Source organism: Streptomyces sp. NPDC099050 (assembly GCF_044759865.1).
Classification (GTDB): domain Bacteria; phylum Actinomycetota; class Actinomycetes; order Streptomycetales; family Streptomycetaceae; genus Streptomyces.
In genome coordinates this window covers 24,089-47,154 of record NZ_JBIWAE010000024.1, presented here as the reverse complement: position 1 = coordinate 47,154, position 23,066 = coordinate 24,089, and the positions used below count along the sequence as shown (strand labels likewise).

The 23,066-nt window shown below is 70.6% G+C and carries 22 protein-coding genes; 12 read left to right on the top strand and 10 right to left on the bottom strand.

All coding sequences use genetic code 11. The features are described from left to right. Window positions 1-14: 14 nt before the first annotated feature. Complete coding sequence (locus ACIQV3_RS32055; protein ID WP_403718323.1) at window positions 15-971, bottom strand: hypothetical protein; 957 nt, start codon at window positions 969-971, stop codon at window positions 15-17. Between the two features lie 453 nt (window positions 972-1,424). After that, the gene (locus tag ACIQV3_RS32050) at window positions 1,425-1,706 is read right to left on the bottom strand and encodes a hypothetical protein (protein WP_403718321.1); all 282 of its coding nucleotides are present in this window, start codon (window positions 1,704-1,706) and stop codon (window positions 1,425-1,427) included. Window positions 1,707-2,324: 618 nt separating this feature from the next. Here ACIQV3_RS32050 and ACIQV3_RS32045 point away from each other — a divergent pair. Next, the gene (locus ACIQV3_RS32045; protein WP_403718318.1) at window positions 2,325-3,932 is read left to right on the top strand and encodes a membrane-associated oxidoreductase; all 1,608 of its coding nucleotides are present in this window, start codon (window positions 2,325-2,327) and stop codon (window positions 3,930-3,932) included. A 61-nt stretch (window positions 3,933-3,993) separates the two neighbouring features. On the opposite strand, the gene ACIQV3_RS32040 is transcribed toward ACIQV3_RS32045, so the two are convergent. Continuing rightward, window positions 3,994-5,574 carry an ISL3 family transposase gene (locus tag ACIQV3_RS32040; RefSeq protein ID WP_403718316.1) on the bottom strand — a complete coding sequence of 527 codons (1,581 nt, stop codon included), beginning with the start codon at window positions 5,572-5,574 and terminating at the stop codon, window positions 3,994-3,996. Window positions 5,575-5,824: 250 nt separating this feature from the next. Beyond that, window positions 5,825-7,018: an RtcB family protein gene (locus ACIQV3_RS32035; RefSeq protein ID WP_403718313.1), complete on the bottom strand. Its 1,194-nt coding sequence runs from the start codon at window positions 7,016-7,018 to the stop codon at window positions 5,825-5,827. Between the two features lie 171 nt (window positions 7,019-7,189). On the opposite strand from ACIQV3_RS32035, the gene ACIQV3_RS32030 reads away from it, so the two are divergent. The 3 genes from ACIQV3_RS32030 to ACIQV3_RS32020 all read left to right on the top strand — a co-directional run bounded on the left by ACIQV3_RS32030 (window position 7,190) and on the right by ACIQV3_RS32020 (window position 10,692). After that, window positions 7,190-8,071: a DUF3558 domain-containing protein gene (locus ACIQV3_RS32030; protein ID WP_403718310.1), complete on the top strand. Its 882-nt coding sequence runs from the start codon at window positions 7,190-7,192 to the stop codon at window positions 8,069-8,071. A 147-nt stretch (window positions 8,072-8,218) separates the two neighbouring features. Continuing rightward, a complete protein-coding gene (locus ACIQV3_RS32025) occupies window positions 8,219-9,055 on the top strand; it encodes a DUF3558 domain-containing protein (RefSeq protein ID WP_403718307.1) in 837 nt (278 codons plus the stop codon). A gap of 182 nt (window positions 9,056-9,237) precedes the next feature. Further along, the gene (locus ACIQV3_RS32020) at window positions 9,238-10,692 is read left to right on the top strand and encodes a DUF2637 domain-containing protein (protein ID WP_403718304.1); all 1,455 of its coding nucleotides are present in this window, start codon (window positions 9,238-9,240) and stop codon (window positions 10,690-10,692) included. An 82-nt stretch (window positions 10,693-10,774) separates the two neighbouring features. Here ACIQV3_RS32020 and lysS read toward each other — a convergent pair whose 3' ends face one another. Continuing rightward, window positions 10,775-12,514: a lysine--tRNA ligase gene (gene lysS, locus ACIQV3_RS32015; protein ID WP_403718301.1), complete on the bottom strand. Its 1,740-nt coding sequence runs from the start codon at window positions 12,512-12,514 to the stop codon at window positions 10,775-10,777. A gap of 228 nt (window positions 12,515-12,742) precedes the next feature. Here lysS and argS point away from each other — a divergent pair, with 228 nt between their 5' ends. The 3 genes from argS to ACIQV3_RS32000 all read left to right on the top strand — a co-directional run bounded on the left by argS (window position 12,743) and on the right by ACIQV3_RS32000 (window position 15,438). Then, window positions 12,743-14,536, top strand: a complete 1,794-nt coding sequence (gene argS / locus ACIQV3_RS32010) for an arginine--tRNA ligase (RefSeq protein ID WP_403718298.1) — start codon at window positions 12,743-12,745, stop codon at window positions 14,534-14,536. Between the two features lie 102 nt (window positions 14,537-14,638). After that, window positions 14,639-14,941 carry a hypothetical protein gene (locus tag ACIQV3_RS32005; RefSeq protein ID WP_403718295.1) on the top strand — a complete coding sequence of 101 codons (303 nt, stop codon included), beginning with the start codon at window positions 14,639-14,641 and terminating at the stop codon, window positions 14,939-14,941. After that, the gene (locus tag ACIQV3_RS32000) at window positions 14,938-15,438 is read left to right on the top strand and encodes a hypothetical protein (protein ID WP_403718293.1); all 501 of its coding nucleotides are present in this window, start codon (window positions 14,938-14,940) and stop codon (window positions 15,436-15,438) included. Before ACIQV3_RS32005 ends, ACIQV3_RS32000 begins: the two co-directional genes overlap by 4 nt. Here the strand turns inward: ACIQV3_RS32000 and ACIQV3_RS31995 are convergent. After that, window positions 15,367-15,567 carry a FitA-like ribbon-helix-helix domain-containing protein gene (locus tag ACIQV3_RS31995; RefSeq protein ID WP_403718288.1) on the bottom strand — a complete coding sequence of 67 codons (201 nt, stop codon included), beginning with the start codon at window positions 15,565-15,567 and terminating at the stop codon, window positions 15,367-15,369. The two genes, ACIQV3_RS32000 and ACIQV3_RS31995, sit on opposite strands and share 72 nt — an antisense overlap. Before the next feature lie 153 nt (window positions 15,568-15,720). Here ACIQV3_RS31995 and ACIQV3_RS31990 point away from each other — a divergent pair, with 153 nt between their 5' ends. From ACIQV3_RS31990 to ACIQV3_RS31980, 3 genes are all read left to right on the top strand, one after another. Next, window positions 15,721-16,515: a VOC family protein gene (locus tag ACIQV3_RS31990; RefSeq protein ID WP_403718546.1), complete on the top strand. Its 795-nt coding sequence runs from the start codon at window positions 15,721-15,723 to the stop codon at window positions 16,513-16,515. A 112-nt stretch (window positions 16,516-16,627) separates the two neighbouring features. Next, window positions 16,628-17,353: an RNA polymerase sigma factor gene (locus ACIQV3_RS31985; protein WP_403718285.1), complete on the top strand. Its 726-nt coding sequence runs from the start codon at window positions 16,628-16,630 to the stop codon at window positions 17,351-17,353. Next, the gene (locus ACIQV3_RS31980; RefSeq protein WP_403718283.1) at window positions 17,350-17,811 is read left to right on the top strand and encodes a hypothetical protein; all 462 of its coding nucleotides are present in this window, start codon (window positions 17,350-17,352) and stop codon (window positions 17,809-17,811) included. Before ACIQV3_RS31985 ends, ACIQV3_RS31980 begins: the two co-directional genes overlap by 4 nt. Here the strand turns inward: ACIQV3_RS31980 and ACIQV3_RS31975 are convergent. From ACIQV3_RS31975 to ACIQV3_RS31965, 3 genes are read right to left on the bottom strand one after another with little or no spacing between them, the layout of a single operon-like run. Continuing rightward, complete coding sequence (locus ACIQV3_RS31975) at window positions 17,801-20,299, bottom strand: tetratricopeptide repeat protein (protein ID WP_403718280.1); 2,499 nt, start codon at window positions 20,297-20,299, stop codon at window positions 17,801-17,803. The genes ACIQV3_RS31980 and ACIQV3_RS31975 overlap by 11 nt on opposite strands. Continuing rightward, the gene (locus ACIQV3_RS31970; protein WP_403718278.1) at window positions 20,296-20,676 is read right to left on the bottom strand and encodes a hypothetical protein; all 381 of its coding nucleotides are present in this window, start codon (window positions 20,674-20,676) and stop codon (window positions 20,296-20,298) included. Before ACIQV3_RS31970 ends, ACIQV3_RS31975 begins: the two co-directional genes overlap by 4 nt. A 36-nt stretch (window positions 20,677-20,712) precedes the next feature. Continuing rightward, window positions 20,713-21,108 (bottom strand): ATP-binding protein, encoded by a 396-nt coding sequence (locus ACIQV3_RS31965; protein ID WP_403718276.1) that lies wholly within the window; start codon window positions 21,106-21,108, stop codon window positions 20,713-20,715. Between the two features lie 152 nt (window positions 21,109-21,260). Here ACIQV3_RS31965 and ACIQV3_RS31960 point away from each other — a divergent pair, with 152 nt between their 5' ends. Further along, window positions 21,261-22,046, top strand: coding sequence for a Scr1 family TA system antitoxin-like transcriptional regulator (locus ACIQV3_RS31960; RefSeq protein WP_403718273.1), 786 nt, complete (start codon window positions 21,261-21,263; stop codon window positions 22,044-22,046). Next, window positions 22,043-22,288, top strand: a complete 246-nt coding sequence (locus tag ACIQV3_RS31955) for a DUF397 domain-containing protein (RefSeq protein ID WP_403718271.1) — start codon at window positions 22,043-22,045, stop codon at window positions 22,286-22,288. The genes ACIQV3_RS31960 and ACIQV3_RS31955 overlap by 4 nt, the downstream gene beginning before the upstream one ends. Here the strand turns inward: ACIQV3_RS31955 and ACIQV3_RS31950 are convergent. Next, window positions 22,266-23,033: a TetR/AcrR family transcriptional regulator gene (locus ACIQV3_RS31950; protein WP_403718267.1), complete on the bottom strand. Its 768-nt coding sequence runs from the start codon at window positions 23,031-23,033 to the stop codon at window positions 22,266-22,268. The genes ACIQV3_RS31955 and ACIQV3_RS31950 overlap by 23 nt on opposite strands. Window positions 23,034-23,066 lie beyond the last annotated feature (33 nt).

Here is a 23,066-nt window from a genome sequence, read left to right as displayed (position 1 = left end):
CCGCCGTCAATCCCCTATGCGGGAGTTCCTTTCGCGGAAAGCAGCTCCGCACCACGGGAGTTGACGGTCACGACATCGGCCGGTCCCTGCGCCGGAACCTCGATGACCGCCGTCACCGCCCAGTGCCGGTCCGCGACCTTCCAGCGCCGGGACCCGCCCAGCATCCGCTCGACGTCGCCGCCCTTCTTGAACGTGAACCACTTCGTCCCCGGCTTGTTCTCCGAGTGCTCGGACATCACGTACGTGCAGGTCACCAGCGAAGCGCCGCCCGCCAGCCGCACCACCGGCAGGTCACCGCCCGTGGGCGCGTAGGAGAAGGTGTCCCGCACCAGCCCGTCGACCAGGGCGTCCTTCGCGTTGTACGCGTCGACCACCCCGCCCGTGAGGGGACCCTGGACGAAGTGCTCGCTCTCGCGCTTCCCGTCGGGGGCGGTGAAGCTCAAGTAGTCCCCGTACCGCCCGCAGACCTTCCGGTCCTCATCGGCCCGCGCCGAGAACACCGCACCCGCGACCACCTCCGTACCCGGAGCCGCGATCTCCTTCTCCCGCATCAGGAGGCCCTCGCCCTCAAGGTACCGGGCCGGGGACTCCCCCGCCTTGGCCGGCGCCCCGTACACCCAGGACGTGGCGGCCGCCTTCCACGCACCGCCGGACCGGTCCTGCACGAAGTGGTGCACCGCCGTCGCACGGTCCTCCACGTAGGAATCGACCTTGCTGAACACGACGAACGAACGCGGATACCCCGGCTGCTCGCGCTCCGTCGGGATCACGAACACGGGTCGCGCGAAATCGGTGTCCCCGTCCCTGACGATCGAGTGCAGGTTCTTGCGCTCGTGCCGCGCCTTGCTCTCCTCCAGCAGCGCACCGGTCTGGATCCTGAAGATCGCCCCGAAGTCGGCCTTCCCCTCGGCCACCGAGTTCGCCCACCCGTAGTTGTTGAACACCTTCTCGGCATCGGCGACGGAAATCACCCGCGGCTCCACGGGCGCGGCGGATACGGAAGCCGGCGCGGCCTTCGCCCCGCTCTCCCCCTTCCCGCCCGAACACCCGGAAGCCCCGGCCACGACCACGAGAGCGACCCCGAGCCCGACCCACCCACCAGCAACCCCACGCACCACGACAGCTCCCCCTCAGGACTGGACAACCGAAACGCCGCCGATCCCATCACACCCGCGAACACCCGCATCGACACCCCCCACCCGAAAGGGAACAACGTCGTCTACGCCAAGGAAGCGGTCGTCGAACGGGCCTCACACCTCTACACCGGTTCGTGATTCAGGTGCCGGAAATGTGATGAGCACTGGCACGACCCGAAGAGCTGCTCCCGGGCGCACTCCCGGTAGCGGGCTGTTCGGGGAGCTGCCAGAGCTGGGCGGGCAGACGCCGGGGAGGTGACGGGTCAACGAGCACCACCCGGCGGACCGTCACCTGACCAGGAGCAGCCTGAGGAGCAGCAGTGAGGAAAGGATCGCCGCCGCCAGCAGCGGGGGGCTGGTGAACCGGCGGAGCAGGCTGACCGACCAGGCGACCGATGCAACCGGGCCGCCTACGAGGGGGACTACGAGCAGGAGTTCGAGCATGCCGACCAGGCCGCCGCTGGAGGTGGACGCGTTGTCCAGCAGGCTCATCAGCACGTACGAGATGAATGCCAGGGGCAGCCCGAGCAGCCAGATGAACCACGTCTGACGCTGGTATGTGTCAGGCAACGGGGGCCGGAGGGCTGTTGCCGGCACCGGCGGCCGTGGAGGCGCCGGGGGCTTCGGGAGCGGCGGGGGCAGTGGTGGTGCCTGACCGGTCGTTCCAGCATGTGCGCCAACGCCCACCACGTCCGCCAGTAGCGCGGCGTAGGCAGCGTCCCGGCCAATCTCGTCAGCCAGGACCGACGCGGCGATCGAGACAGCGCTCTCACCGGGCTCGTCCCGTAGGCGATTCAACGAGGCCGCCCCCAGCGCACTCTGGCGGAGCCGGTCCTCGACGACCACGCGGAGCTTCGCTTGCCGGGCGGCCCCCTCCGCGGTACCTCCCGCGCCCCCTGCCAACATCCGTATCGCGGTAGTCGCCAACTCCATACCGTGCACTTCAGCCCCCTCCAGCCAGCCGATCACAGCGGGAACTGATCGTATGTACAGCCGAACCCGAAGCCCAGGCCTGTCACTGAAACCCGCGCCGCTGTGGAGTCAGAACTGGGTTCTGGCACAGATCTTGGGGAGTCGTCGCGGAGTGTTACCTCGATGTTCGATTGCGAGCGGACTGTTCGCGTCAGACCGTGTCGGGGACGAACGCATCGAGGACGACGCGGCGAGGTCCTCGACGCTGCTCGAGAGGTGGTGAAGATCGTGATGAACTCGCAGTTGATAAATTGGGGGCCGGGCTCGGTGCTGGCCGGGCGGGACGGGGGATTCGAGCAGAATGACGTTCTCTGTGCGGCAAGTGACAGCTCGAACGCGACACGTCAGAGTCCCGGCGTGAGCGAGACCAATGATCTGACGTCGGCGGAAGCGCGTATATGGCGGGCCTTTTCGCGAGGCGAGTCCGTGGACTTTCGCGCCGCCGAGGACGAGGATCCGGCGCTCGCCAACGCCTGGGGCGCTGAGCGGACCGTGCGGGCGAGAGTACTGCGGGCACTGCTCATCAAGGCTCCGCAGGAGGAGGGAGAGATCGCCGCGCTCAAGATCACGGGGGCGCGGATCACCGGCGTACTGGCCCTGAAACACGCCGCGATCGATGCCGCCATCCGGCTGAGCCACTGCCAATTCGACGACGTTCCCGACTTGTACGGTGCCCAGCTGCGCGAGCTCGATCTGAGCAGGTCGGTCCTGCCGGGCCTGACCGCAGAGACCTTGAGGGTCGAGGGGGTGCTGCGGATGACGGGCTGCCGTATGCAGGGGCCGGTGCGGCTCGGCGGGGCGCAAATCTTCGGGGCGTTGTTCATGGAGGAGGCGGAGTTCACGGCGCCGGACGACTCCGAGCCGGTGCTGCAGCTCAACCAGGCCGTGATCGGTGCCGACCTGTGGGCGCCGGAGATGCGCGCCAACGGACAGGTACGACTCACCGGCGCTTCCATCGCCGGGCGGATCAACGTTCAGGACGCCGAACTCAACCAGCCCGGTGGCACCGCACTGGACGCACAGAACCTCAACGTGGGAGCCCACGTACGGGCGCGGCGCATACGTACGCAGGGCGGGATCGAGCTCCGGGGCTCGCGCATATCAGGCCGTCTCGACCTGCTCCACGCCCACCTGTCGCATCGGGGCGGCACGGCACTGCGGGCCAGCAGCTGTGTCATCGGTGAACTCTGGCTGCTCGGTGGCGATCGCATCGAGGGTGCCCTGAATCTGCGGCGTTCTCGAATAGAGATCATGAACGTCGAACCGAAGATCCTGCCGGACCAGGTGTTCATCAGCAATCTCGCCTACACCGTACTCACCCCGCACGAGCCCGCCGAGAGGCGCCTTCCGATGCTGGAGCGGGACGGCGACCGTTATGAGCCGTACGGCTACGAGCAGTTGACGGCGGCATACCGCCACGTCGGTGACGACGACGCGGCCCGACTCGTCCAACTTGCCAAGCAGCGCCGCCGGCGCACCACGCTCACCTGGTACGGACGGCTGTGGGGGTACCTCCAGGACGGCATCGTCGGCTACGGCTTCCGACCGTTGCGCGCGGCCGTCTGGTTGCTGTCGCTCATGGCCATCGGGTCGATCGCGTACGGCCTGGACCACCCCGGCCCCGTCAAGGCAGGCGAGGGGCCTGCCTTCAACGCCGTCTTCTACACCCTCGACCTGCTCCTGCCGATCATCAGCTTTGGCCAGGAGTCGGCATTCGCCCCTGTCGGCTGGCACCAATGGTTGTCGTACGCCCTGATCATCACCGGCTGGATCCTGGCGACGACGATCGTCGCAGGCGTGACCCGTACGGTGAGCCGCCAATGACCCGCCCTGACCTGCACGACACGGCTCCCTAGGTAAAAGATCTTGAAGAGTTGCGGGGGTGTTATTGGAGGAGGATCATCTTGCGGAGTAGTTCGAATCCGGCTCGGCCGTAGAGCTGCCGCTTGATCTTCTTGATGCGGTTCACAGCACCCTCGGTGCCGCCGGAGCTCCAGGACAGGGTGAGGCCGGCGGTGACGGCGTCGAAGTCGGTGTTCAGGCCGCGGGCGAAGCCGTTCAGTCCGGGCAGGTAGTCCCGGACGACGGCTTCGATCCAGCCGGGGAGTTGGTTGCCGAGGCGGCAGGTGAGGATCTTTCCGAAGTCGCGGATGTGCTGGTGGGCGGCTTCCAGTTCGGGGCATTGGGCCAGGATCATCTTTAGGTGTTGATGCTCGTCTTCGCTGAGCGTGCCGGGATGGCGGGTGAGCCAGCCGGTGACCCGCCGGACACTGGGCGGCGCGGGTGCCGGAGTGCCAACTGTGGGACGGAAGGCCACGAGGTAGTCGCGAACGGACGCGTAGCCGTCGGGGTATCCGCGTTCAGTGATCTCGCGATGCAGGGCGCGCGCGTTCTTGCACCCCTCCGACCAGCGCCGTTGCAGGTATGGCTTGTAGGGATCGAGCTTGCTCGGACGCGGTGGCATTCCAACGATCATGTCCTGCCAGCGGGCGGCGTGCGCGTACCGCATCACCGTTTTCCGGCCCCAGCCGAGGTGCCGGGCGATCCCCCGGAGGCTGTGTCCCTGGGTGATCAGCTCGTGGACCTGGGCGTGGGCAGATCGCATACGCTCTGCTCGTGGTCCGGTGGGATCCGCATGTGCAGGAGGCTCGATGCTGTCCGCCTGCGTCGATGGCGGAGCCGGTTCCTGCAGGCAGGAGCGGTGTGCGCCGACGGACTTCTCCACTGCCCGGCCAAGACCCTGCCAGAGATGGAAACGGTCGGCGACCTGGACCGCATCTGGGGCGCCGAGTCGCGAGCCCTCCGCGTAGGCTCCCGCCCGGTCCCGGCAGATGACCTCCACCCCCGGATGCGCGCTCAGCCAGGCGGCCAGCGGCCCCGCCTCGCGCCCCGGCAGCACGTCGATGACCTGGTGCGTCTCACCACTGGTGATCACAGTGGCGTATGTGGCTCCGCGGCGGGTGGCGAAATCATCGACGCCCAGGACCCGCGGAACCCCGCGCTCGGGATCGGGCAGCGCCAGCACCCGCCGCAGGAACGTCATACGGCCTGCCACGATGCCGAAGGCTGTCGCGAGCCGGGCCCCGGCCCGGCCGGCGAGGGCCAGCCCGATCACCTCCAACCAGGAGCCCAGACGCCGCGTGCAGCGCGCGTACGGTGCGGTTACCCGAGTGAACGGCTCGGCGAACGTCCGACGCGCACAACGCGTGTTATCGCAGATGAAACGGCGTACCAGCAACGTGATCACCACAGGCTGACCGCCCAGCGGGAGATCGTGCACCCGCCTGCGATAGCGATCGTGGACACGCTCGCCCAGCCGTCCGCAATCCGGGCACTCCTCACTCGCCGACCGGCCCGATCCCGTGACGCACACCAGCCCCAGGGACGACCGCACCGCTCTGACGGCGAGTTCGCCGTCGAGACCAGCGAACACGAGCGAGGTCCAGCAGGAATCTTCGAGGCCCATGCCCGACCGTTCGCGCGCACGCCTCCGCCCGTCACGACCCGAACCTGTGCCTGATGGAGCGTCACCTACTATCCGGCACGCGCGTCAAGTCGACTGTTCACCCCGGCGCACGACCCTCCCACTCGAACACGGCAGTAACTCTCCGCGACAGCTCCCCAAGATCTGTGCCAGACCCCGCTTGTCACCTATGGACGCTGGAAGGCCGGAACCCATCGGGTTCCGGCCTTCCAGCGTTCCGCACCTCTTCGCGTCAGCCCTTGATGCAGACGACCTGCCGGAGCCTGGCCACGACCTCCACGAGGTCCCGCTGCTGCTCCATGACCTGTTCGATCGGCTTGTACGCCGCCGGGATCTCGTCCACGACGCCCGAGTCCTTACGGCACTCCACACCCTTGGTCTGGTCCGCCAGATCCTGCGCCGTGTACCGCTTCTTCGCCGCCGTCCGGCTCATCCGCCGGCCCGCGCCGTGCGAGGCCGAGTTGAAGGCGGCCTTGTTGCCGAGGCCCTTCACGATGTAGGTACCGGTGGCCATCGAGCCCGGGATGATCCCGTACTCGCCGCTGCCGGCGCGGATCGCGCCCTTACGGGTGACCAGCAGGTCGACGCCGTCGTACCGCTCCTCCGCCACATAGTTGTGGTGGCAGCTGATCTCCGGCTCGAAGGTGACCTTCGCCTTCCGGAACTGCCGGCGGACGACCTCCTTCATGAGGCTCATCATCACCGCGCGGTTGTACTTGGCGTACTCCTGCGCCCAGTAGAGATCGTGCCGGTACGCGGCCATCTCCGGTGTCGCCGACAGGAAGACCGCGAGGTCCCGGTCGATCAGCCCCTGGTTGTGGGACAGGCCCCGGGCGATGCCGATGTGATGGTTGGCGAGTTCATTACCGATGCCTCGGGATCCGGAGTGCAGGGTCAGCCACACTGACCCTTCTTGATCGATACTGACTTCTTGATGGTGATTTCCGGATCCAAGTGTCCCCATTTGCCGCAAAGCCCGCTCCCGCCGGAACTTCACCGCGTCCGCGACATAGTCGAACCGCTCCCACAGATCCCCGAACCCCCGTTCCGAGAACCCGTACAGCCGCCCCGGGTCCACCGCCTCGCGGTGCATCCCAGCCCCCACCGGGACCGCCTTCTCGATCTGCGAGCGCAGGCCCGACAGGTCGCCCGGGAGGTCGTTCGCGGTCAGCGAGGTCTTCACCGCCGACATGCCGCAGCCGATGTCCACGCCCACCGCCGCCGGACAGACCGCGTCCTTCATGGCGATGACCGAGCCGACCGTGGCGCCCTTGCCGTAGTGGACGTCCGGCATCACGGCGAGGCCCTTGATCCAAGGGAGGCCGGCGGTGTTCTGGAGCTGGCGCATCGCGCTGTCCTCGACCGACGCCGGGTCGGTCCACATCCGGATGGGAACCTGCGCCCCGGGAACTTCTACGTACGACATTTCATCCTCAACACCCCGTCAACACCACAAAAGTCTGAAAACGCAAAAAGCCTCGCTCATAGCCCTAAATACGACAGAGGACCGGCGCCGGCACCAGCGTGTGCGATAGACATTGTGTCCATCCGCGCCCGAGCCGCGGCAACGCATTTTCCCGAAGGGAGCCGGTGGAACGTGCAGCGCAAGACGGTACGAGTGCGTGGAGTCCTGCCAGCCATCGCGATGCTCGCCGCCCTCACGGCCGGCCTCACCGCCTGCACCGACGGCGACGGCGGAATCGGAATCACCAGCGGCGACTCGAAGCCCGGCGGCAACGCCGGTACGGTCCCGCAGCCCGGCAAGTACCGCAGCCTGCCCATGCCCTGCAAGGCCGCCGACACCAAGAAGGTCAAGGCCATGCTCCCGGCCGCCGAGGGACTCACGCCCGAGGCCCTGGCAGCCCTCTACGCCGGGGTCGCGGACCCCTCCTACGACGCCGACCGGCGCGTCGGCTGCCGCTGGACCGCGCAGACGCCGGCCGAGACCCGGCTGCTGTCGGTGGACTTCGAGCGCGTGGTCTCGTACGACCGGGCCACCACGAGCGACGACGACAAGGCGCGCCAGGTCTACGGCCGCCAGCTCACCGCCGCCAACCTGCCCGCCCCGGGGCCGTCGGCGAGCCCGACGCCGTCCGGGTCGGGGGCCGCCCCGACCGGGGCTCCGGCACCGACCCCGAGCACGGGCGCCAGTACGGGCGCCGGCACGGGCGCGAGCACGGGCGCGAGCACGGCTACGAGCCCGAGCCCGAGCGGCAGTCCCTCCGCCCCGCCCGAGCTCGGTTCCCGCGTGCTCGACGGGCTCGGCGACGAGGCCTTCGTCGACGACAAGCTCGCCGCGGCCGGCGCCACCGCCGCCCAGGCGCGCACCGTCCGCATTGTGTTCCGTACCTCGAATGTCATCGTCACCGTCGAGTACAGCGTCCAGCCCGCGCTCCCCGGCACGGTCCCGCCCAGCGGTGAAACCCAGGACAGGGCACGGCAGTTGGCGCAGGCACTCGTGGAGCGGTTCGACGACTAGTCGGCCTTGCCCCAGGGGGGCGTGCGGGGGCGCCGTGACGGCGCGCACAGCAGGCGGGCGCCGGGTCGGGCTACCGTTGCTCGGGTCCCGCGCCCGCCGGAGGGCCCGAACGAGCCCGCACGAAGACCCACAACGTCTGAAGGAATCATGCACCGATCAGCCTCGCGCCTCACCCGCGTCCTCGCCTGCGCAGCCGTCCCGGTGATCCTCACGGTCGCCGGCTGCTCGTCCGACTCGGGCGAGAAGTCGGGCACCGACAGCGGCAAGAAGTCCGAAAGCTCCTCGTCCGCCCAGCCGAGCTCCGAGCCCTCGAAGGAGGCGCTGGAGAAGGCCGCGTACGCCACGCTGCCGGAGCCGTGCAAGGCGGTCTCCGCGAAGACCATCGGGACGATCGTCCCCAAGGCCAAGGACGCGAACGGCACCGCCGCCAAGTCCAACGACCTCACCAGCCGTGCCACCTGCACCTGGAACGGCCTGGACGAGGCCGGTCTGAAGGGCTCGCAGTACCGCTGGCTCTCGATCTCCCTGGTCCGCTACGACCCGCTCGCCTCGGTCGGCACCGGCAACAAGCGCGCCGAGGACGAGTACGCCAAGCAGGTCGAGAAGGCGAAGGCCGTCGAGGGCGCGGAGAACGTGAAGCCGGAGGCGGCGGGCGGCATCGGCGACCAGGCCACCTCCGTCACCTTCACCACCAAGAAGGGCGGCGAGTTCTTCAACACCTCGGTCATCGCCCGTACGCAGAACGTCGTCGTCACCCTCGACTACAACGGCACGGCCTACGAGGGCGCGACCGCTCCGGACCAGGCCAAGCTGCTCCAGGACGCCATCGCGGCGACGAAGGAGGCGGTGGCCTCGGTCCAGGCCGCGAACGGGGCGCAGCAGCCCGAGCAGTCGGCCCAGCCTTCGCAGCCCGCGCAGTCCGCGCAGCCGTCGCAGTCGCCCTCGCAGGCACCCTCGCCGTCGCCCTCGCCCTCGAACGTCTAGAAGCGGATTCCTCGAAGGGAACTCCCAGGACCGGGCTCCCGGAGCCGAACTCCCGGGACGCACCGCGCCGTCGGCGGTCCGGCCCGTGCCCGGAAGGGCCGGGTCCGGACCGCCGACGTTCCGTTCCCCGTACGCGCGTACGCTGTGCCCTGCCGTAGCTCGACAAGGGGAGGGGATCGCGGGTGGCCGCGATGCAGCTGACTCGTACGCACCGGATATTGATCGGTGTCGTGGTCGCCGGAGCCGTCGTCATCGCGGGGATCGGATTCGCCGGTTCGTACTCCGCCGTGCGCGCCCTGGCCTTGAAGAAGGGCTTCGGTTCCTTCTCGCTGGTCTTCCCGATCGGCATCGACATGGGCATCTGTGTCCTGCTCGCGCTGGACCTGCTCCTGACGTGGATCCGGATCCCGTTCCCGCTGCTGCGCCAGACGGCGTGGCTGCTGACGATCGCGACGATCGCCTTCAACGGCGCGGCCGCCTGGCCCGACCCCCTCGGGGTCGGCATGCACGCCGTGATCCCGATCCTGTTCGTGGTCACCGTGGAGGCCGCCCGGCACGCGGTGGGCCGGATCGCGGACATCACCGCCGACCGGCACATGGAGGGCGTGCGCATCACGCGCTGGCTCCTCTCGCCGATCCCCACCTTCAAGCTGTGGCGCCGGATGAAGCTGTGGGAGCTGCGCTCCTACGAGCAGGCCGTCGGCATGGAGCAGGACCGGCTGATCTACCAGGCCCGCCTGCAGGCCCGCTACGGCCGGGGCTGGCGCCGCAAGGCCCCCGTCGGGGCCCTGATGCCGCTGCGCCTCGCCCGCATCGGCGTCCCCCTGTCGCAGACGGCCCCCGAGGGCCTGGCGGCGGCGGGCATCGAACCGCTCCTCATCCCGCCGCCCCCGGCCGCCGACCCGGCGGCCCCGGCCCTCCCGGCGGGCGCCGAAGGCGCGGAGGCCGCCGGGGGCGCGCAGCAGCCGGCCACGGCGGCGGCGGCCCTGACCGCCGCCGCTGCCGCCGCCCCTGCCGCCGCGGGAGCCCCCGCCGACGCCGCGCAGCACCAGCTCGCCGGGCCCGGCCCCAACCCCGGGTCCGGCTCCGGGCCCGGACCCGGGCCGCAGTACGCGGAAGCCCCGGCCGGGGCCATGGCCCCGCAGGGTCACCCCGACCCCGCCCCCTTCGTGGTGGACCCGACGGCCATGCCGGCCGCGCACAACAGCGCCTGGTTCGCAGCCCAGCGTGCGCCGCAGGCCGCGTACGAGGGCGGCTACAACCCGCAGTACGTGGAGGGCCTGGAGCCGACCCCGGTCATGCCCCCGTCGGGCCCGGAGCAGCCGGAGCGGGAACGCGAGCGGGAGCGGGAGCCGGAGCCGCAGGAGCTGCCGATACCGGGTCCGCGCCAGGAGGAGGCCTTCCCCGAGGGCGAGCCGCCGAGCGACGACGACGTGAAGTTCGCGGAGGCGGCGTACGAGGTGTTCCGCTCCCACCTGGAGGAGAACGGCGAGGTCCTGACCGCCGAGCAGCTCGACATACTGCTGGCCGACCGGTACGGGGTGGTGCATCCGCGCAGCGCCTCGCTGATCCGCAGGATCTTCCCGCAGCTCAAGCAGCGGTACCAGACGGAGCTGGAGAACGAGCACATCGCGTAAGCCCTTGTACACATGAGGAAGGGCCCGCACCCCCGAGGCGGTTTCCAGGGGTGCGGGCCCTTCCTCATGTCACACGTCGTCCTCAGACGGCGAGCAGCTTGCGCACCCGCTCCGCCCCCACCGCGAGCAGCAGGGTGGGCAGGCGCGGCCCGGTCTCCCGGGTCACGAGCAGGCGGTACAGCAGGGCGAAGAAGGTCCGCTGCGCGACCTTGAGCTCCGGCGTCGGCTTGGCGTCCGGTTCCAGGCCGGCCATCACCTTCGGCACGCCGTAGACGAGGGTGGTGAGCCCGTCGAGGGACCAGTGCGAGTCGAGCCCGTCGACGAGGCGGCGCAGGGATTCGCGTCCCTCGTCGTCGAGGGAGGACAGGAGCTCTGTGTCGGGTTCCTCGCGCACCAGCGTCCGCTGGTCGGCCGGGACCTGGGTGGAGATCCAGTTCTCGGCGCGGTCCAGGCGCGGGCGCACCTCGTCGAGCGAGGTCAGCGGCCGGTCCGGCTCCAGGTCGCTGAGGATGCGCAGGGTCTGCTCGTCGTGTCCGCCGGTGATGTCGGCGACCGAGGCGAGGGTCCGGTACGCCATGGGGCGCGGGGTGCGCGGCAGCTCGTGCGAGGCGACGCGTACGGCGCGGGCGTGGGCGGCGGCGTCGGCGGGCAGCACGGAGCCGTCGGCGACCTTGGCCTCCAGCTTGTCCCACTCGTCGTAGAGCCGCTGGATCTCCTGGTCGAAGGCGATCTTGAAGGACTGGTTGGGCCTGCGGCGGGCGTAGAGCCAGCGCAGCAGCTGCGGCTCCATGATCTCCAGCGCGTCGGCCGGGGTCGGGACCCCGCCCTTGCTGGAGGACATCTTGGCCATGCCGCTGATGCCGACGAAGGCGTACATCGGTCCGATCGGCTGCTCGCCGCCGAAGATCCCGACGATCTGCCCGCCGACCTGGAAGGAGGAGCCGGGCGAGGAGTGGTCGACGCCGGAGGGCTCGAAGATCACGCCCTCGTAGGCCCAGCGCATCGGCCAGTCGACCTTCCAGACCAGCTTGCCGCGGTTGAACTCGCTGAGCTTGACCGTCTCGGTGTACTGGTCCTCGGTGCAGACGTAGGTCAGCTCGGTGGTCGCGTCGTCGTAGGACGTCACCTTGGTGAAGTCCTTGCCGCACTCGCCGCAGTACGGCTTGTACGGGAAGTACTCCGTGCCCTCCGCGCTGCCGTCGTCCTCGGCGGCCGCGCCGGAGCCCTCGGCGGCCTCCAGCTCGGCCTCGTCGACCTGCTTCTGCTGCGGCTTCTTGCCGCCCGGCTTCTGCTTGGTCCGGTACTGGTCGAGGATCGCGTCGATGTCGCCGCGGTGCTTCATCGCGAACAGCACCTGCTCGCGGTAGGTGCCGGCGGTGTACTGCTCGGTCTGGCTGATCGGGTCGTACTCGACGCCCAGCTCGGCCAGCGCCTCGACCATGGCGGCCTTGAAGTGCTCGGACCAGTTCGGGTACGCGGAGCCCTCGGGCGCGGGCACGGCGGTCAGCGGGCGGCCGATGTGCCGGGCGTGGGACTCCTCGGTGACACCGGGGATGCCCTTGGGCACCTTGCGGTACCGGTCGTAGTCGTCCCAGGAGATGAGGTGGCGGACCTCGAAGCCCCGGCGGCGGACCTCGTCCGCGACCAGGTGCGGGGTCATGACCTCGCGGAGGTTGCCCAGGTGGATCGGGCCGGAGGGGGAGAGACCGGACGCGACGATGATCGTTTTGCCCGGGGCTCGGCGCTCCGCCTCGGCGATGACCTCGTCCGCGAAACGGGAGACCCAGTCGGTCTCGGTGCTGCTCGGGGCGCTCTGAGCCACGACACGTCCTTCGTTCTCGAATGCTGGCTTCTCGCCATTCTCCCAGACGGAACAGAGCGCTCAGTGGTTTATCGGCGCCGCCTGGTCGCCGGTATATCCCGGGATGTGGACAGCCCTCGCGTGGGATACTCGGCACTTGTCTGAAACCCCAATCGGAACCCCCAACCCGAACCCCCAACCCGAACCCCCAGTGCACCCTCAGGCACGACCTCACAGGAACGGCAGCTCATGGCCTCGGTCCCTTCCCTCGCTTCCTCCGTCAACCAGCGCGTCGCCGACGCACTCGCCTCCGCCCTGCCGGACGCCGGTGCGAGCGACCCGCTGCTGCGACGAAGCGACCGGGCCGACTTCCAGGCCAACGGCATCCTGGCGCTCGCGAAGAAGGCCAAGGCCAACCCGCGTGAGCTGGCGACGACCGTGGTCGAGGGCATCGACACGGCCGGCCTGATCCAGGAGATCGAGGTCTCGGGTCCCGGCTTCCTCAACATCACGATCACCGACAAGGCGATCGTCGAGACCCTGGCGGCCCGTGCCGCGGACGACCGCCTCGGCGTGCCGCTCGCCGCGAAGCCGGGTACGACGGTGATCGACTACGCGCAGCCGAACGTGGCGAAGGAGATGCACGTAGGCCACCTCCGGTCGGCGGTCATCGGTGCGGCGATGGTGGAGATCCTGGAGTTCACCGGCGAGAAGGTGGTCCGGCGTCACCACATCGGCGACTGGGGCACCCAGTTCGGCATGCTCATCCAGTACCTGCTGGAGCACCCGCACGAGCTGGACCACAGGTCGTCCGAGGGCGCGGACGGCGCGGAGGTCGCGGAGGTCTCCGGTGAGGAGGCCATGTCCAACCTGAACCGCCTCTACAAGGCCTCGCGCACGCTCTTCGACTCCGACGAGGAGTTCAAGACGCGGGCCCGGGCCCGGGTGGTGGACCTCCAGGCGGGCGAGCCGGAGACGCTGGCCCTGTGGCAGCGGTTCGTGGACGAGTCGAAGATCTACTTCTACTCCGTCTTCAACAAGCTGGACATGGACATCCAGGACCCCGACGTGGTCGGCGAGTCCGGCTACAACGACATGCTCGTCGAGACGTGCAAGCTGCTGGAGGACTCGGGCGTCGCCGTCCGTTCCAACGGCGCGCTGTGCGTGTTCTTCGACGACGTCAAGGGTCCGGACGGCAACCCGACCCCGCTGATCGTCCAGAAGTCCGACGGCGGCTTCGGCTACGCCGCGACCGACCTCTCGGCGATCCGCGACCGCGTGGGCGGGCTGGGCGCGACCACCCTCCTCTACGTGGTGGACGCGCGGCAGTCCCTGCACTTCAAGATGGTCTTCGAGACGGCCCGGCGGGCCGGCTGGCTGAACGAGGACACCAAGGCCGTGCAGCTGGCCTTCGGTACCGTGCTGGGCAAGGACGGCAAGCCATTCAAGACCCGTGAGGGCGAGACGGTGCGGCTGGTGGACCTGCTGGACGAGGCCGTCGAGCGGGCGACCGCCGTGGTCCGCGAGAAGGCGGAGAAGGTCGGCCTGACCGAGGCGGAGATCGTCGAGAACGGCCAGTACGTGGGCATCGGCGCCGTGAAGTACGCGGACCTGTCCACCTCGGCCGCGCGCGACTACAAGTTCGACCTGGACCAGATGGTCTCGCTGACCGGTGACACCTCCGTGTACCTCCAGTACGCGTACGCCCGGATCGGCTCGATCATTCGCCGGGCGGGCGACCGCGAGCCCGTCGCGCACCCGGAGCTGGAGCTGGCGCCGGCCGAGCGCGCGCTGGGTCTGCACCTGGACCACTTCGGCGAGCTCATCGCCGAGGCGGCCGCGGAGTACGCCCCGCACAAGGTGGCCGCGTACCTCTACCAGCTGTCCTCGCTGTTCGCGACGTTCTACGAGCAGTGCCCGGTCGTGAAGCCCGAGCCCGAGCTCACCGTCGGCGAGAACCGCCTGTTCCTCTGCGACCTGACCGCCCGCACCCTCAGCAAGGGCATGTCCCTCCTCGGCATCCGCACCCCCGAGAAGCTCTGACCCCGGGACTACGTCGCACCGTCGGCCCCCGCCTCCCCACCGGGAGACGGGGGCCGCCGCGTTCCCCCAGCAACCCGTAACACGCAGTGCTACGCTCGCTCCATGGCCCCTAAGGAGCGGTTCAGCATCAGCATGGACGCGGCGCTGCGCACAAGAGTGAAGGAGCACGCCGACGCCATGGGGATCGACGTCTCCTCGTACGTCACGGCGGCCGTTCTGCGGCAGATCGACGAGGACGTCCTCGTCGCTCGCCGCTTCGCCGACATCGACGCGGACATCGCGGCGACCGAGGCGATGGCTCCGCCGCAGGGCCAGGACGAGGAGTTCGACGAGGCCGACATGGCCGCGGTACGGGCGGGCATCGCCCAGGCCCTCGCGCCCGAGGCGCGGGACTCCGCCGCGTGAGCAATCCCGTCTTCGTGTACGACACCGGCATGCTGGTCGCGCTGGACCGTGCCGAACAGCACGCCAGGCGCCTGCACCAGTACCTGACCGAACAGGGCCATCCTCCCGTCGTGCCGCTGCCCGTGCTGGCGCAGGCCTGGCGCCCGGGCCAGTGGACCCCCCTGACCCGCGCCGTCCCCCAGTGCACGGTGTTCGGCGTACGGTCCTCCGCGCCGCTGTCGTGCGGTGTGTGCCTGGCCGGTCACGCGGAGGATGACGCCAAGCGAGCCGGCCGGATCCTCGCCTCAGCCGCGATCCCGGCCGAAAAGCGGCCCGACGCCGTGGATGCCCTCGCCGTCGTGATCGCCGCCAGGCATCCGCATGCCGTCATCGCCACCTCCGACCCCCGAGACATCTCGGCCTACCGCGATGCCCTGCCGGGCGCCTCAGAGGCCGTGCGGGTGCTCGACGTGACCGACCTCGCCGCGTTCATCGCGGGCAAGCGCGTCCTGCGCTGAAGTCATCCTGGCCACGTCCTCAAGGAAGGTCCGCACGTAGGCCTGCAGCGACTGGCCGTTGCGCGCGGCCCGTCTTTTCAGCTCGGCGAGCACTTCCTCGGACACTCCACAGACGCTCAAGTCGGCCATGCGGCAAGCCTGGCACCCGGGCCACGTTCCGTCGGCGGATACCGCGTCGCCCGCCCCCGGTTCACCCGTACGGTCCGATTTCGGCCATACCTGCCGGGTAGGGGACGGGCCGTCCACCCCCTACCCACCCCATCGGAGGGCCCCGTGCCCGACATGAACGGCCCCTACAAGCCCGGCACCCCCTGCTGGATCGACCTGATGGTTCCCGACCAGCAGGCCGCCATCGACTTCTACGCCGATCTCTTCGGCTGGCAGGGCGAGATCGGCCCGCCCGAGACCGGCGGGTACTCCGTCTGCACCCTCAAGGGCAAGCCGGTCGCCGGAATCATGAAGGCGATGAACCCGGACGGCACCATCCCCGACCCGGCGCCCCCGACGGTGTGGACCTCGTACCTGGCCACGGACTCCCTCGACTCCACCCTCAAGTCGGTCACCGACGCGGGCGGCACGGTCATGGTGGGCGCGATGGACGTCATGGACCTCGGGCGGATGGCCGTCATCGTCGACCCGACCGGCGCGGTCGTCGGCCTGTGGCAGGCGGGCACCTTCGACGGAGCCGGCATCGTCAACGAGCACGGCGCACTCATCTGGAACGAGCTGAGCACCGGCGACGTCCCCGCCGCGAGAGCGTTCTACGGCGCGGTCCTGCCCGTCACCACGGCCACCTCCGAGATGCCGGGGGCCGAGGGGTACACGGAGTTCCAGGTCGACGGCCGCGCGGTGGCCGGAATGATGGACCTGAAGGACCTCCCGCCGGGCACCCCGCCGAACTGGATCCCGTACTTCAGCGCCGACGACGTCGACGAGATCCAGGCCGCCGCCACCCGCGCCGGAGGCTCCGTCATGGCCCCCGCCTTCGACATGGCGGCCGGCCGCATGGCCGTCCTGGCCGACCCGCAGGGCGCCGTCTTCTCGGTGATCAAGGCCCGCCCGGAGACCATCGACTGACGGGTCGCCACCCACCCGCGTGACGGGGCTCACAGGGAACGTTTCCCCTGCGAGCCCCCTCCTCTGTGTGCCGGAGCGTTGCCGGAACGTTCCATCACCGAGGGGGCCGACCATGAAGGACACGACGAACGACACGACCCGCATACGCACCGGGCGGGCACTCGCCGCGCTGCTCGCCGCCGACGGACTGGTCCACTTGTGCTGGGCCACGGGCCTGACCTGGCCCGCCCCCGACGCGCGGACCCTGTCACTGGCCGTGCTCGGCTCCGAGGTGTCCTTCGGCCCGCCCGTGGTCCTGCCGCTCGCCGCGCTCACCCTGACCGGGGCCGCCGCCGTGCTCGCGCACGCACACGGCCGGGGCGGGCGGCCCGCCCGCCTGGTGACGGCCGCCGTCGCCGCCGGGCTGGCCGTACGGGGCCTCGCGGGCCTGGGCTGGGCCGCCGGCCTCCTCCCCACCCCCGCGGACGGCCCCGACGCCACGCAGGAGGCGCTGCTCGCGGTCTTCCGCTCCCTCCGCACCCTCCGCGACCCGGAGACCCTGTACGGCTGGGTCCGGTCCATCGCGGTCCGCGAAGCCGTCCGCACCGCCCGGCGCGCGTCCCGCGACCGCCCGGCCGAACTGGCCGACGTACCCGCCCGGGACGACCCGCAGCTGGCCGCCGACATCGAGGACGTCCTGCCCCGCCTCTCGCCGGCCCACCGGGCCGTCCTGGTCCTCCGCGACGTCGAAGGCCTCGACGAGGAGTCCGCCGCCACCCTGCTCGGCGTCCCGCCGGGCACCGCCAAGTCCCGGCTGCACCGGGCCCGTACGAGCTTCCGGAAGGCGTGGTCCGCATGACGCACCCGCACACACTGGACCCCGTCGACCCTGTTGCCCGCCTCCGCATCATGGCGGCCGCGATCCCGGGAGCGAGGGTCGTCGAAACGACCCTCCCCACCCCCCTGGCGGAGGTCTGGGCGGTGATGTCGGACCTGGAGGGCGAGTTCGCCCGCTTCCAGCCCGACATGCGCCGTGTGCGCGTCCTCCACCTCACCGGCGACCGCGTGGAAGCCCTGGCCCGCAGCAAGTACGGCCTACGCGCCCACTTCCACGGCGTCCTGCGCCCCGGCTGGTGCTGGCTCCAGAGCCGCTTCCTCATCATCGGCATGGCCGCCACCCCGGCCCCCGACGACACCACCCGAGTAGCCCTGACGGGCGGCGTCCGCGTCCCCGGCCGCGCGGCGATCGTCCCCCTGGGCGCGGAGCGCGAACTCCGGCTGGCGATGACCCGCCTGACGGCCCGCCTCAGCGCCTGAGGCGGTCCCGCCAGCGCTGCCGGGGGGTGTCTTCGGGTGCGCCGGAAGGCCCCTGCGCGGCAGCGGGCCCGGAGGCGTCCCGATCCCCCGCCGGAGATCCGCGGAGCTCCTCCGCGGCGCTTCGGGCCGCCGCGGCCAACTCGGCCGTCCCCATGGCGTCGTACGCATCCGCCAACACGTCGAAGGCCCTGGCGGCCTCGGCCGTACCTCCCGCCCTCTTCAAGGTCAACGCCATCGCCGTGACCGCCGCGGCCGCATTTCCGTCCTCGCCCGACCGGACGAAAAGCACGACGGCCCGCTCCTGTGCCCCCAGTTGCTCGTCCACCAGGCCCTCCCGCTCATGGATCTGCGCCAGACCGAGCAGCGCCACCGCTTGACCGGACTCCTGGCCGATCTCCGCGAACAGCCCGAGGGCCTCCTCGCACGCGGCCCGCGCCTCTTGCGACCGGCCGTCGTCGAGCAACGACCGGCTCATGTGGATGAGCATCCGGGCGGTCTCCGACCTGTTGGCCGCCTCCCGCACCAGGGCGAGCGCTTGCCCCTGCGCGGCCATGGCTTCCTCTCGCTTGCCAGTCCGCCACAGCGCGCCCCCGAGTGCCCCGTACAGCAGCGCGGTCCCGTGGCGGTTCCCGTCCTCCACCACCAGCGTGACGGCCTCCCGGTACACGGCCACGGCCTCGTCCCACCGCTCCAGCGACTCCAGGTTCTGCCCGAGACCGACCATCGCCGTTCGCTGCTCGGTCCGCCTCCCCAGCTCCCGGAAGATCACCAGCGCCTCCCGGAGGATCACGGTCGCCTCCTCGAACCGGCCCTGCTTCTGGCGCACGGCGCCCAAGAGCCCCATCGCCCTGGCCTCCCACGCCCGGTTGCCCAGCTCGCGGAACGTCCGGAGGGCGACGTTCAAGCACTCGTCCGCTTCGTCCACGGGGCCCCGCGCGGCGAAGAAGAGCATGACGGCAGTCAGGTTGCACAGCGCGACCGCGAGGACCTCTGGAGGGCCTTCGCGCATGGCCAACTCCACCATGATCCGCTCGACCACCAGGGCGTCATCGACGTACCCGTAGGTCCCCAGATGAGTGCTCACGTGGGGGCCCAGCCCGAAGGCGAGCTGGGTGCGGCCGCTGTCGGCCGCGAAGACCACGGAGGCGACCAACACGGCCCGTTCGGACTCGAACCAGTGTGCCGCCTCGGCAACCGTGCGCGAGTCCGCGGTGGAGGCCGGACCGGGCTGCGCCCCGATGGTCTGCCCGGCGAGTGCGGCGCCCTCGATCAGGCCCCTCAGGAACCGGTCGGTCACGGCCTCCCGGCCGTCCACTGCCGCGTGCTCCTCTCCGCGCTCCAGCGCGTACAGCCGTACGAGGTCGTGCATCCGCCACCGCCCCGAGCCGACAGGCTGCTCCGCCAGCAGGCTGGCCCGTACGAGCGCGGCCAGCGCGGGCCGCAGCGTGGCGGATGCGACCGCGAGGTCCCCGGGCGCGGGAACCTCCTCGCACGTGACCAGGTGGGCGAACATCGTGGAGCAGTCCGGTCCCGGCACCACCGTCAGCAGCCGGAAGAGCCGCGCCTGGTCAGCCGGCAGCCGCGCGTACGAGAGGTCGAAGGCGGCCCGCACCCCGACCGGCACGTCACCGTCGATGTGCAGCTTCTCCAGCCGGGTCCTCGCTTCGGCCAGCTGCCGCGCCAACTCCCCCGCCGCCAGCCCCGGATCCCCCGCCAGCAGCGCCCCCGCCACCGTCAGGGCCAAGGGCAGCCGCCCGCACAGGTCCGCGATCCGCGTCAGCGCCTGCGACTCCCGCGCCGGCCGCGGATCCTCCGGCCAGGTCCGCAGCAGCGCGCCGGCCAGCAGCTCCGCCGCGGGCTCCGCCGCCAGCTCGTCCAGGCCGACCACCCGCGCGGCGAAGCCAGGCGCGACCAGCCGGTGCCGCGAGGTCACCAGAAGCCGGTGCGTGCCGTCCGGCGGTACGAGGTCCCGCACCTGGGACACCGACCCCGCGTCGTCCGCGACGATCAGCACCCGTTGCCCGGCCCGCGCCAGCGAGGCCAGCCGGGCCCGGTACAGCGCCACCTGCCCGTCCGGCGACGGCGGCGCGTCCCCGTCTCCCACCCCGAGGTACCGCAGCATCTCCCGTACCGCCTGCGGTCCGCTCACCGCGCCGTTCGGGGCGTAGCCGTGCAGCTGGAGGAAGAACACCCGGTCCTCGAACCACCCGTACTCCACCACCCGATGGGCCGTCGCGATGGCCAGCGCACTCTTGCCGACCCCGGGCAGCCCGGCCACGACCGTCACCGGAGCCCCGCCCTCGTCGAGCAGGTCGGTGAGCACCTTGACCGGCCCGTCCCGCCCCACGAGCGCGGCAGGCGGCGCAGGCAGCCCCGACGCGGCCGGGGGTACGGGATCGGCTTCGGGCCCCGGGGCGGCGTTGTAATCCCCGGCCACCTGAATGATCGTCGCGGACCCATCCGCCCGCGCCCGCTGCTCGGCGCTCACGGAGCCGGGTCCGGATCCGGCGGCTGCTCACCGCCGCCGGCGGCCGTCTGCCGTACGCGGGAGTCCCCGTCGGCCCGCGCCACCTGGTCCACTGGCCCGGAGGCACCGCCACCGGTCTGCGAGACCCGGCTGGTACCGGACGCACGGGCCCGCTGCCGCAGCGAGTTCCCACCGCCCCCGCCGCCGCTGGCCCACCAGACGCCGAACGCCGCCCACGCGGCGGCCGCGGCCCCGCCCAGCCCGGCGGCGACCGACACCCGGTCGGAGTCCTTCTCCGGCAGCCAGTCGAAGGGGGCCCACACCCCCAGCCGGAACCCGATCAGGAAGGCGACACCCGTCCCCCCGACCACCACAACCCAACGCAACGGACGCGTCATTGACCCCCCTCGGCCGAACTTCCCCAGGGGCCGAAGCTAGCAGCCGAGCCCCCGGAATTCGCACCAGACGACCTTCCCGGGAGCCCGGGGCAACACCCCCCACGCATCGGCCAGCGCCCCCACCAGCAGCAGCCCCCGCCCCGGCGGCTGCTCCCGGATCCGCGACAGCCCGGGCCCGCTGTCATGCACCTCGATCCGGACCGTCCCGTCGTACGTGAGCAGCCGCAGCAGGTAGCCCCGGCCGCGCGGGACCCCGTACCGCAGCGCGTTGGTCGCCAGCTCGCTCACGCAGAGCAACAGGTCGTCCTGCCGGGACGCCCTGCCCCACGCGTCCAAGGTGTCACGTGTGAAGTGTCGTGCGGCGCCGATGGTTTGGGGCGAGCGCAGGTAGAGGCGCTCCTGGACCAGGGCGGGTTGAGTATGCAGATTCACGCGCCGATCGTCGCGTTACGTGACTAGCGTGGAGCAGTACGGCAACCCGTACTCAGTGATGAGTACGGGTTGGCACGGGGTAGTGCAGCCGCGAGGGTGGGGAGTTCACCGTCATGCCACCGAGGAAACGCGCACGGCCGAACGCGACGACCATGAAGATGGTCGGGAGGATGGTGGCCGCGGCCCGGATCGCCAAGAACCTGACGCAGAAGCAGCTCGGCGTGTTGGTGCAGCTGGACGAAGAGACCATCGCGTCCATCGAGCAGGGGCGGCGGGCGCTGATGCCGAACGTCGCGGAGCTGATGGATCACCATCTGGGTCTGCCAGGACTGCTGACCGTCGCTGCACACGAAATGCCGCCGGTGGACACGACTCCTCCATGGGCGGAGGAGTACATGGATCTGGAGAGCAGGGCCGTTGCACTCTCCTGGTACGAGTCCATCCGCATCCCGGGGCTGCTCCAGACCGAAAGCTACGCAAGGGCCCTGTTCCGCAACCGCGTACCGGCCCACCCCGAGGAAGAGGTCGAAGCCCTCACGGTCCGCCGTGTAGCCAGGCATGCCATCTTGCGCCGCAAGGCCCCACCGAGCATCAGCTTCATCCTCTGGGAAGCCGCGTTCCAGGCCCGCATCGGCGGGGAGGAGGTCTATCTGGAGCAGCTGCACCATCTGCGCACCTGTATGGACCTGCCGAACATCACACTGCAGATCCTGCCCTTTGGGCAGACCACCCACCCAGGCCTCAACGGTCCGTTCATTCTTCTGGAGACGCCGGACCACCAGCACTTCGCGTACTCCGAAATGCAGCGCGGCAGCCTGTTGATCTCCAATCCGGGCGAGGTCAGCATCCTCGCCCGCAGGTATGCAATGCTGCGGACTCAGGCCCTCAACACCGAGCAGACGCGAGGCCTGTTGAGCCGCCTGCTAGGAGAGACATGAGTGCCCCGACCGCACCGAAGTGGTTCAAGTCGAGCTACAGCGGCGACGACGGCGACGCCTGCCTGGAGGTGGCCATCGCCTGGCAGAAGTCCACGTACAGCGACGGCGAATACGCCGCCTGCGTAGAGGTCGCCACCTGCCCGGACTCGGTCCACGTCCGCGACAGCAAGGTCCCCCACGGCCCCGTCCTCGACCTGACCCCCGCCGCCTGGGCCGCCCTCACGGAGTGGACCGCTCGCTGATCAGCGCCGCCAGGCCGTCCAGGATGCGGTCCAGGCCGAAGCGGAACTGGAAGTCCGGCTCGTCCGCGCCCGTGAACGCGTCGGACTCCAGCAGGCGCGTCACCGCCGGGTGCGTGTCCGGGCCGGTCATCAGCCGCAGGGTGCGTACGTACTGACCCAGTACCCGGTCCGGTGAGACGCCGGACTTCACGATGGCGTCCATCATGTCCGCGACCATCGTCGCCTCGTTGCGGACCAGGCCGCCGATGAGGATGATCGCCGAGACCTTCTCGCCCTCCCTCAGGGCGGTCCCGGTCATCGCCGCGAGCCCGCGTTCCATCCAGGCGAGCTGGTTCGGGCTGACCGGCGCTCCGGTGAGCGGGATGCGCACGATCCAGGAGTTCGCCATCAGGACGGCGCGCTGCGCGAACGCCCACTCCGACAGCAGCTCCCGCCAGCCCCGCCCCTCCCCGCCGGCCGGCTCCGGCGGGGTGCCGACGCCGGCGTCGGCCATCAGGATGTACAGCTCTTCCTTCGCCGTGACGTACCGGTAGAGGGACATCGTCGAGACGCCCAGCTCCTTGGCCACCCGGCCCATGGAGACGGCGTCCATCCCCTCCGCGGCGGCCAGCGTCACCGCCGCGTCCACGATCCGCTGGAGGGTGAGGGTGGGGCGCGGGCCCTTACCGGGGCGTTCGCGCAGGCCCCAGGCCATGGCCAGGCTCGCCGGGAGCCCCGTGCCGTCGTCTTCCGCTTCGTTCGCCATCGCCGCTCCCTCCCTCCACCCTCCGTCATGAGT

Coding starts and splice junctions, on each gene's coding strand:
- ACIQV3_RS32040 (WP_403718316.1), bottom strand. CDS start 5,574: ATGGGCCTCGAAGATTCCTGCTGGACCTCGCTCGTGTTCGCTGGTCTC.
- ACIQV3_RS32035 (WP_403718313.1), bottom strand. CDS start 7,018: ATGTCGTACGTAGAAGTTCCCGGGGCGCAGGTTCCCATCCGGATGTGG.
- ACIQV3_RS32025 (WP_403718307.1), top strand. CDS start 8,219: ATGCACCGATCAGCCTCGCGCCTCACCCGCGTCCTCGCCTGCGCAGCC.
- argS (WP_403718298.1), top strand. CDS start 12,743: ATGGCCTCGGTCCCTTCCCTCGCTTCCTCCGTCAACCAGCGCGTCGCC.
- ACIQV3_RS32005 (WP_403718295.1), top strand. CDS start 14,639: ATGGCCCCTAAGGAGCGGTTCAGCATCAGCATGGACGCGGCGCTGCGC.
- ACIQV3_RS31995 (WP_403718288.1), bottom strand. CDS start 15,567: ATGGCCGACTTGAGCGTCTGTGGAGTGTCCGAGGAAGTGCTCGCCGAG.
- ACIQV3_RS31990 (WP_403718546.1), top strand. CDS start 15,721: ATGAACGGCCCCTACAAGCCCGGCACCCCCTGCTGGATCGACCTGATG.
- ACIQV3_RS31985 (WP_403718285.1), top strand. CDS start 16,628: ATGAAGGACACGACGAACGACACGACCCGCATACGCACCGGGCGGGCA.
- ACIQV3_RS31980 (WP_403718283.1), top strand. CDS start 17,350: ATGACGCACCCGCACACACTGGACCCCGTCGACCCTGTTGCCCGCCTC.
- ACIQV3_RS31970 (WP_403718278.1), bottom strand. CDS start 20,676: ATGACGCGTCCGTTGCGTTGGGTTGTGGTGGTCGGGGGGACGGGTGTC.
- ACIQV3_RS31960 (WP_403718273.1), top strand. CDS start 21,261: ATGAAGATGGTCGGGAGGATGGTGGCCGCGGCCCGGATCGCCAAGAAC.
- ACIQV3_RS31955 (WP_403718271.1), top strand. CDS start 22,043: ATGAGTGCCCCGACCGCACCGAAGTGGTTCAAGTCGAGCTACAGCGGC.
- ACIQV3_RS31950 (WP_403718267.1), bottom strand. CDS start 23,033: ATGGCGAACGAAGCGGAAGACGACGGCACGGGGCTCCCGGCGAGCCTG.